General features: G+C 63.7%; 7 protein-coding genes. 2 read left to right on the top strand and 5 right to left on the bottom strand.

Annotation, left to right across the window (positions count from 1 at the left end; translation table 11 throughout):
* Positions 1-107 precede the first annotated feature (107 nt).
* Together hyi and gcl are read right to left on the bottom strand one after the other, a co-directional pair.
* Positions 108-884: a hydroxypyruvate isomerase gene (gene hyi, locus ACTJKX_RS34940; protein ID WP_440728130.1), complete on the bottom strand. Its 777-nt coding sequence runs from the start codon at positions 882-884 to the stop codon at positions 108-110.
* Positions 885-982: 98 nt separating this feature from the next.
* The gene (gene gcl / locus ACTJKX_RS34935; RefSeq protein WP_440728129.1) at positions 983-2,752 is read right to left on the bottom strand and encodes a glyoxylate carboligase; all 1,770 of its coding nucleotides are present in this window, start codon (positions 2,750-2,752) and stop codon (positions 983-985) included.
* Between the two features lie 264 nt (positions 2,753-3,016).
* Between gcl and ACTJKX_RS34930 the strand changes: the two genes are divergently transcribed.
* The gene (locus ACTJKX_RS34930) at positions 3,017-3,439 is read left to right on the top strand and encodes a lysozyme inhibitor LprI family protein (protein ID WP_440728128.1); all 423 of its coding nucleotides are present in this window, start codon (positions 3,017-3,019) and stop codon (positions 3,437-3,439) included.
* 286 nt (positions 3,440-3,725) lie between these two features.
* Positions 3,726-5,081 carry a bifunctional UDP-N-acetylglucosamine diphosphorylase/glucosamine-1-phosphate N-acetyltransferase GlmU gene (gene glmU, locus ACTJKX_RS34925; protein WP_440728127.1) on the top strand — a complete coding sequence of 452 codons (1,356 nt, stop codon included), beginning with the start codon at positions 3,726-3,728 and terminating at the stop codon, positions 5,079-5,081.
* Between the two features lie 152 nt (positions 5,082-5,233).
* On the opposite strand, the gene ACTJKX_RS34920 is transcribed toward glmU, so the two are convergent.
* From ACTJKX_RS34920 to ACTJKX_RS34910, 3 genes are all read right to left on the bottom strand, one after another.
* The gene (locus tag ACTJKX_RS34920) at positions 5,234-6,409 is read right to left on the bottom strand and encodes an endo alpha-1,4 polygalactosaminidase (RefSeq protein ID WP_440728126.1); all 1,176 of its coding nucleotides are present in this window, start codon (positions 6,407-6,409) and stop codon (positions 5,234-5,236) included.
* Between the two features lie 89 nt (positions 6,410-6,498).
* Entirely contained in the window at positions 6,499-7,491 is a 993-nt protein-coding gene (locus ACTJKX_RS34915; RefSeq protein WP_440728125.1) for a hypothetical protein, read from the bottom strand.
* 155 nt (positions 7,492-7,646) lie between these two features.
* Complete coding sequence (locus ACTJKX_RS34910; RefSeq protein WP_311944581.1) at positions 7,647-8,648, bottom strand: NAD-dependent epimerase/dehydratase family protein; 1,002 nt, start codon at positions 8,646-8,648, stop codon at positions 7,647-7,649.
* Between the last annotated feature and the right edge of the window lie 102 nt (positions 8,649-8,750).

The raw sequence follows: 8,750 nt of genomic DNA, 5'->3' as shown, positions 1-8,750 counted from the left end.
ACACCGGCATGGGATCGCAAGACCCCTCATCCCCCTGCCGGGACCCCTAGCGGTTCCGCAGGAACTGCGGAGTCCCGCAAGGGGAGAAGGGGAACGTCCTGATAGATTCAGCGCGTGGCCTTCAGCCAACCCAAACCCGCTTCCGTCTCGCCCTTGGGCTTGTATTCGCAGCCGATCCAGCCGGCATAGCCGAGCTGGTCGAGCCACTGGTAGAGGAAGGGATAGGCGATCTCGCCGGTGCCCGGCTCGTTGCGGCCGGGATTGTCGGCCAGCTGTACGTGCCAGATCTGCGGCAGGTGCTTCTCGATGGTGCGGGCGAGGTCCCCTTCCATGATCTGCATGTGGTAGATGTCGTATTGCAGGCCGATATTGTCCGAGCCGGTCTCGGCGATGATCTCGGCGGCCTGGCTTGTGTTGGTCAGGAAGAAGCCGGGAATGTCACGGGTGTTGATCGCCTCGATCACCAGGCGGATGCCGGCTTTCTTGAGCTCGCCGGCGGCATAGCCGATGTTCTCGACGAAGGTGGTCCTTGCCTGCCCCGCATCGACGGAGGCAGGTGCGATGCCGGCCAGGCAGTTGACCAGCTTGCAGTCGAGCGCCTTGGCATAGGTGATGGCCTGGGCGACGCCCTCGCGGAATTCGGCCTTGCGGTCGGGCAGCACGGCGATGCCGCGCTCCCCACCCGCCCAGTCGCCGGCCGGCAGATTGTGCAGGACCTGGGTGAGCTTGTGCTCCTTCAGCGCCGCGGCCAGGTCGGCCGCCGCGAAGGGATAGGGGAACAGATATTCCACGCCCGAAAAGCCATTGCGGGCGGCTGCCGCGAAGCGCTCCATGAACGGCACTTCGTTGAACAGCATGGTGAGGTTGGCGGCAAATCGGGGCATGGCTGGCTTCCCGGTTCAGGCGAATTGAGGACGAGGCTGTCCGATCGAGGAACGGTTTCCTCGGCAGGGACGTGGGCGTGGGATGAAGCGGTAGCCGGCTATTCGGCCGCGACGGCTTCCGACCGGATGGGCAGGTCGAGGATGTCCTCGAACTCGGTGACCGCGTCGATCTCCGGACCCATGGCGATGTTGGTGACACGCTCGAGGATGAACTCGACCACGACGGGCACCTGATGCTCGCGCATCCATTCGCGGGCCTTCTCGAAGGCCTGGCCGAACTCGTTGGGACTGCGGACCCGGATCGCCTTGCAGCCGAGCCCTTCGGCGACGGCGACATGATCGACGCCATAGCTTTCGAGGTCCGGCGCGTTGATGTTCTCGAAGGAGAGCTGGACCTGGAAATCCATGTCGAAGCCGCGCTGGGCCTGGCGGATCAGGCCGAGATAGGCATTGTTCACCACGACATGGATATAGGGCAGCTTGAACTGGGCGCCGACGGCCAGTTCCTCGATCAGGAACTGGAAGTCATAGTCGCCGGACAGGGCCACGATCTCCCTGTCGGGATCGGCGGCTCGCACGCCGAGCGCGGCGGGAATGGTCCAGCCGAGCGGGCCGGCCTGGCCGCAATTGATCCAGTGGCGCGGGTGGTGCACGCGCAGGAACTGGGCGCCGGCGATCTGCGACAGGCCGATGGTCGAGACGTAGCAGACATCCCGGCCGAAGGCGGTGTTCATCTCCTCATAGACGCGCTGGGGCTTCAGCGGCACATTGTCGAAATGGCTGCGTCGATGCAGGCTGCTCTTGCGCCCGCGGCATTCGTCGGCCCAGGCCGAGCGGTCCTTGAGCCTGCCCTGCGCCTGTAGGTCACGGGCCACGTCAAGGAAGAGATCGAGGGCAGCGCCTGCATCGGAGACGATGCCGAGATCCGGGTTGAAGACCCGGCCGATCTGGGTCGGCTCGATGTCGACATGCACGAATTTGCGGCCCTTGGTGTAGACCTCCACCGAACCGGTGTGGCGGTTGGCCCAGCGATTGCCGATGCCGAAGACGAAATCGGAGGCGAGTAGCGTGGCATTGCCGTAGCGATGGCTGGTCTGCAGGCCGACCATGCCGGCCATCAGAGGATGGTCGTCGGGAATGGTGCCCCAGCCCATCAGGGTCGGGATGACAGGCACGCCGGTTAGTTCTGCGAAAGCGACGAGCTTGTCGCAGGCATCGGCATTGATGATGCCGCCGCCTGCCACGATCAGCGGGCGCTCGGCTGTCTGCAGGAGCGCGATGGCTTTCTCGGCCTGGAGCCGCGTCGCCACCGGCTTGTAGACGGGGAGCGGGGCATAGCTCTCGTCGTCGAACTCGATCTCGCCCAATTGCACGTCGAGGGGCAGGTCGATCAGCACAGGGCCGGGGCGGCCCGAGCGCATCAGGTGGAAGGCCTGCTGGAACACGCGCGGCACCAGAGCCGGCTCACGCACGGTGACGGCCCATTTGGTGACGGGCTTGGCGATGGCCTCGATGTCGACGGCCTGGAAATCTTCCTTGTAGAGGCGGGCGCGCGGCGCCTGGCCGGTGATGCACAGGATCGGAATGGAATCGGCCGCCGCCGAATAGAGGCCCGTGATCATGTCGGTGCCGGCCGGGCCGGAGGTGCCGATGCAGACGCCGATATTGCCGGCCCTGGCCCGGGTGTAGCCCTCGGCCATATGTGAGGCACCTTCGACATGGCGGGCAAGGTAATGGTTGATCGAGCCGCGTGCCTTCATGGCCGAATAGAGCGGGTTGATCGCAGCGCCCGGCACGCCGAAGGCGCACACCACGCCCTCGCGTTCCAGCACCCTGACGGCGGCGTCGATTGCTCGCATTCTGGTCATGGAGATTCCGCCCTGTTTCTGATTTTTCTGGTATACAAGATGCCAGTATTTGGAGGCGTGTCAACTGCTTTATGCAACCTGGCCTTTGCGCCGGCCGCGGCGGATTGGCGCAAATTGCTCCCGAATTCGCCAGTTCGGCGAAGCGAAAAGACCCTTTCTGTTGATGAACGGCGCTACCGTCGTACCGGCCCGATGCCTCCAGCCGTAATCTATGAGAAGCTGGCGTATCTTCACGATCACCTTGTCATTTCAAGGAGAACGGCCATGCGGCTATCCGACCTGATGCGAACCACTGTGGTAGGACTTGCGCTCCTCTCCACGGCAGGGTCGGCCCTCGCGGCCGGGAACTGCGCCAATGCCAGTGACGAGGCTGCCTTGAATCAATGTGCCAGCACATCGCTGAAGGCGTCCGATGGTGAGCTCAACACCCTCTACAGGCAGATCCAGAAACGCCTGAACGGTGATGCGGATAAAACGAAATTGCTGGTCGCGGCGCAAAGAGCCTGGGTCACCTTTCGCGACGCCGAATGCAATTTTTCAAGTGCCGGTGTCACCGGTGGCACCCTCTATCCGTTGGCGGTGACGCAGTGCCGCGATGGCCTGACCAAGGATCGCATCAAGACTTTCAAGACCTATCTCAACTGCGAGGAGGGCGATCTGAGCTGCTCGGTTCCGGCCGCGAATTAATCATCCGCCGTACCTTCGCCCGACTGCATTTCTGACACGATCCTCGTCGATAGGCTTTCTACCGTCGCTCTCCCTGAGCAGGCCTGCGTTGATCGCCGATGGCTGGAACTTTATAAAGCCCCAGGATTCGATCGAAGAATCACACAAACGTCATGATGAAAGGACAGGAGTGTTCCCGTCAATGACGTAACCCTGCCGCTCTGACACTGAAACTGTCGTTCGTTCAACTGATACCGAACATCTCGCAGAGCGCGGGCAACTTATCGCAACATATACGGATCATGATATGTCTCGACCGACCCTAGCCGTCATCCTCGCCGCAGGTGAAGGCACCCGCATGAAATCGTCACTGCCGAAGGTGCTTCATGCCATCGCCGGCCGTTCCATGCTGGCCCATGTCCTGGCGAGCGTGAAGCAGGCCGGCATCACCGACGCGGCCGTCGTCGTCGGCCCCGGCCGGGAGGATGTCGCCAAGGTCGCCCAGAAGGAACTGCCCGGCTGTGCCGTGTTCACCCAGGTCGAGCGCAAGGGCACGGGTCACGCCGTGCTGGCGGCGAAGGAGGCCCTGGCTGATGGCAAGGACATCATCGTGCTCTATGCCGACACGCCGCTGGTGCGTCCGCAGTCGATCGAGACGCTCAAGGCAGCCTTGGCGGATGGCGCCAGTGTCGCCGTGCTCGGTTTCCATGCGGCCGATCCTACCGGCTATGGCAGGCTGATCGTCGAAGGCGATGCGCTCACCGCCATCGTCGAGGAAAAGGATGCCACGCCTCAGCAGAAGGCTGTCGGCTTTTGCAATGGCGGCCTGATGGCCCTCAGCGGCGAGCATGGCCTTGCTCTGCTCGAAGCCATCGGCAACGCCAATGCCAAGGGCGAATATTATCTCACCGACGCAGCGGAGATCGCGCATCGGCGAGGGCTCCGGGCCGTCGCCCGCCCTATCGCCGAGGAGGAGGTGCAGGGCGTGAACGATCGCCTGCAACTGGCCGCGGCGGAGGCCGTGATGCAGTCGCGCCTGCGTGCCGCCGCCATGCGCGACGGCGTGACCATGACCGCGCCCGAAACCGTGTTCCTCTCCCATGACACCCGCATCGGCAATGACGTGGTGATCGAACCCAATTGCTGGTTCGGTCCGGGCGTGACTATCGAGAGCGGCGCGGTGATCCATGCCTTCTCCCATCTGGAAGGTGCGCATGTCGGCAGTGGCGCTTCGGTCGGCCCCTTTGCCCGGCTGCGGCCGGGCGCCGACCTCGCCGAAGAGGTCAAGATCGGCAATTTCGTCGAGGTCAAGGCGGCAAGCGTGGAGAGGGGCGCCAAGATCAGCCATCTCAGCTATATCGGCGATGCCAGGGTGGGGGCCGAGGCCAATATCGGTGCGGGCACCATCACCTGTAATTATGACGGCTATCTCAAGCATCGCACCGATATCGGTGCGGGCGTGTTCGTCGGCTCCAACTCGGCCCTGGTGGCACCCGTGACGATCGGGGATAACGCCAATATCGGCGCCGGCTCGGTGATCACCCGGGATGTGCCCGCCGATGCCCTGGCGGTGGCCCGTGGCCGACAGGTCGGGATCGATGGCTGGGCCAAGACCTATCGCGCCAAGAAGAAGGCGGAAAAGGCGGCCAAGACCAAGGGCTGAAGAAAAAGCTCCGGGGAGCGCGGGCGAGCCGTCCGGGCTCCCCGGGAGATAATGGTCCGTTTGATCCTGTCTGCAGAAAATCAATGAAAATAGCCGGCTGAAAGCCGGCTATTTTCATGTCGAACGTCCCGTATCGGCCGGTGCTGCTGCGATCAACCTTCCGCCCGGAGCAGCACCACGCCGGATCGCGGCTTGAGTTCGATCGGACCGTTGACCGCCTGGCCGGACAGATCGCGCCAGCTGCCGGCGGGCGGCTGGACCGTGGCCGATTCCCGGTCCGAGAAGTTCACGGCAGCATAGCCGCGCTGGTAGTTGCGCCAGGCGGTTGTGCCCTGAAGCTGGGAAGCGCCGGTGGGAGGCCCGACAGGCGGATCGAGATTGGGATATTCGACCCAGCGCCCGGTGTCCTTCTGCGGCAATACGGCGAGATAGCTGCGATTGTTGCGGTTCACCAGGAAGCTGGCGACGATCCAGGACAACTCGGCGTTGTCGGGGGGAGCGGAGCCGTTCGTGCAAGTGTAGTTGATCGAGACATAGGCCCGATCCTTGCGCTGCTGGATCAACTCACGCTTGAGACGCCAGGCGTCGTCGGTGATGCGGCGCCGGCAGCTGTCGCTGAAGCCGCCTTCATCGACCCAGATATCGGCGAGATTGATCAGGGCCTTGGTCTCGTCGGGCTGCTTGGGGTCGATCTTGGCATTCAGTGCGATCAGGCCGCCGCGTTGATGGATTTCCTTGGCGAGCCAGCCGATATAATCGAGCTTCTGGGCGGTATGAGCCGGATCCCGTGACTGCCCGCTGAAAAGCTGCACCCATTTGCCGTCGCGCCAGACACCGCAGCGCTTGTCAGTGTTGGGCAGGGCGACATTGTCGAAGGCAATGGAATGATAACCCTTGGCCAAGGCCGGCTCGATATAGGTCTTCAAGAGATATTGGCGCACCTCGGGATTGCTGGTGTCCAGCGGCGCATAGGCACCCCAGGAATAGGTGTAGCCGAAGGAGGGCGTCTGCTGATCACATTGATAGGTGATCCAGCTGGGATGATTGGCCTTGTACCATTCCGCCGTATGGGCGCGGTTGAGATCGCGCTGGTTGGGGTAGTAGAAGCTGTCGATCACCTTGTTCGAGCGCAGGGGTGTCTTGGAGCCCCAGACGAAGCCGACATTGGGCAGGTTGGCGGGCGACTTCATGCGACCGTTGAAGATCTGGGCGCGCGGGATGCGGTCCACGGTCTCCGGATGCGCCACGCTTTGTTGCCCCAGGGCTGCGGTCCCAACCAGGAGGGAGGCGGTGACGGCAATGCCGAAACTCACATGTTTTTGCAGCATGGCTCTTCCGTTGATCTATATGCGCATGCGCGGCCTCTCGACCTCGCCCGCAGGGTGAAACAGCCTCCAGCGGAGCCGGAGGCCGTCGTTTATTCCCGGCCCGGCAGGAGATGTCCGAGGAGGACCAGCGCAGTCGGATCCTCGTGGCGCAGCGCGAGGGCATCGAAGCAGGCGCCGATGGCGCTCTCGATGTCCTGGCTGGCCCGGCAGGCACGTGCAAGCTGGACATAGTCGTCGGCGGTGGCAGCGCCCTGCGCGGAGACCGCCTGCAGCAGCGTCTTGGCCTGTGCATAGTGACGGTTGGCAATCAGGGCACGTGCATGCAGGCTGCGGGCAGCGCCGTCCTCCGGATAATCCGCGAGCAGGGCGGCGGTGTGCTCCTGGCTGTCCGGCTCCTTGGCGACCAGCACCTTGCGGGCTTCGGCGAGCCGGCGCGCCTTGATGCGTTCGGCAAGATCGCCCGCTGCCTGTTCGAGGCCGAGCCGGCCGCCGGCCTGCAGCCATTCATGGGCTTCCTGCCAGCGCTGGTCGCGGAAGGCCTGCCTGGCGCGATTGCCGACATCGCGGGCAAGGGTGGCCGAAGCATCGGCGAGGGCCGTTGCATCGGTAACCAGTTTGGCATTGTGGGCAAAGGCTCCGGCTTCGCCTGCCGAGGCCAGCAGCCTCAGGAAATCGATGCGAAGGGCGGCATTGTCCGGAGCAAGGGCGAGCGCCATTTCGAAGGCTGCCATCCGCTCCGGTGCCGGGTTCTGCTTTCGCAGTGCCTGCTGGCGGAGCAGGGTGACGATGCGCGGCAGCACTTCGGAATCGCAGGATTCGATCCTGGCGGGTGCCACCGCCGAGACGCGCGCCGCCGCCTGTACCTCGCCATGGCGCAGCAGGGCGCGAATGCCGGCAACGGCCTCGTTGACCGAAGAAGGCAGGAGATCGGTGAGGGCCGCGATGGTGCCCTCGATATCGCCCAGGCTCAAAGTGCTGCGCGCCAGGGTACGCAGGGCAATATTGTCGTCGGGCGTGATCGCCAGGGCGGTCCGTGCTTCCTCGGCAGCTTCGGCGAAGCGTTCAAGCTTGAAGAGTGCCACGCTTGCGCGCGTATGCGACTCCGCTGGAGAGGCTAGGGTCATCTTGACAACTCGGCGTTTGCCCCAGTCGGGGGAGGTGGATCTGGCTTTCGGCCCGTCGCGAAATTCCTTCGCGGCGAGCCGGGCCGGGGGTGTCTTGCAAGTCCGAGCTCAACTCAGACCCGGTAGTAGGAGCGGTACCATTCGACAAAGTTCTTGACGCCGACATCGATCGTCGTCGTCGGCTTGTAGTCGATGAGCTGCTCCAAGAGATCCGCGGCCGCGAAGGTCGCGGGAACATCGCCCTTCTGCATGTCGAGGAAGTTCCGCTTCACCGGCATGCCCAGGCATTTTTCGACGGCATCGACATAGTCGAGCAGGCCGACCGGCTGGCCGCCGCCGATATTGACGACGCGATAGGGCCCGGCCGGCGACAGGGAATCGATGTCGCTGACCGGCTGGCCCTCCACGGGCGGCACCTTGGTGAGGCGCGCGATGGATTCGACCAGATCTTCGACATAGGTGAAGTCGCGCTGCATCTTGCCATGGCCGTAGACGTCGATCGGCTCGCCAGCCAGCGTCGCCTTGACGAATTTGAACAGGGCCATGTCGGGCCGGCCCCAGGGGCCGTAGACCGTGAAGAAGCGGAAGGCCGTGGTCGGGATCTTCCACAGATGCGCATAGGAATGCGCCATGTCCTCAGTGGCCTTCTTGGTCGCCGCGTAGAGCGTGAGCGGATGATCGGTGCGCTCGCGCTCGTTGAAGGGCATGTCCTTGTTGGCGCCGTAGACCGAACTCGTCGAGGCGAACAGGAAATGGCCGACGGAATGAGCCCGGGCCAACTCCATCACGTTGAAGGTGCCGACCAGGTTGGCATCGACATAGGCGCGCGGATTTTCCAGGCTGTAGCGCACGCCCGCCTGGGCGGCGAGATGGATGATGACATCGGGCTTCTCGTCAGCGACGACCTGCTCGAGCGCACCGAAATCCTCCAGCATCAGGATGTGTTCGCGGAACGCATTGGTCTTGCCGAGCATGGCGTGCCGGGCCTGCTTCAGCGTGACGTCGTAATACGGCGTCATGCCGTCCACGCCTGCCACGAAGTGGCCGTCGGCCAACAGGCGGCGGGCGAGATGGAAGCCGATGAAGCCAGCCGTGCCGGTAATCAGAAAGCGCATAAAGGGTCAGTCCTTTCATAGCGTTTTGCGATTTGGCGGTATCGCCAAGAATCGCAAAGACGCGTCACGATAAAGAGCTGGAGCAGAGCGGCGGTTGCACCA

The organism is Labrys sp. 22185 (assembly GCF_052045555.1).
Classification (GTDB): Bacteria; Pseudomonadota; Alphaproteobacteria; order Rhizobiales; family Labraceae; genus Labrys; species Labrys neptuniae.
Note: the sequence above shows the minus strand (reverse complement) of the source record. Positions and strands in the feature narration are given on the sequence as shown.

Bases quoted from the DNA above. Each gene is read 5' to 3' on its own strand.
- hyi (WP_440728130.1), bottom strand. From the start codon at position 884: ATGCCCCGATTTGCCGCCAACCTCACCATGCTGTTCAACGAAGTGCCG.
- gcl (WP_440728129.1), bottom strand. From the start codon at position 2,752: ATGACCAGAATGCGAGCAATCGACGCCGCCGTCAGGGTGCTGGAACGC.
- ACTJKX_RS34930 (WP_440728128.1), top strand. From the start codon at position 3,017: ATGCGGCTATCCGACCTGATGCGAACCACTGTGGTAGGACTTGCGCTC.
- glmU (WP_440728127.1), top strand. From the start codon at position 3,726: ATGTCTCGACCGACCCTAGCCGTCATCCTCGCCGCAGGTGAAGGCACC.
- ACTJKX_RS34920 (WP_440728126.1), bottom strand. From the start codon at position 6,409: ATGCTGCAAAAACATGTGAGTTTCGGCATTGCCGTCACCGCCTCCCTC.
- ACTJKX_RS34910 (WP_311944581.1), bottom strand. From the start codon at position 8,648: ATGCGCTTTCTGATTACCGGCACGGCTGGCTTCATCGGCTTCCATCTC.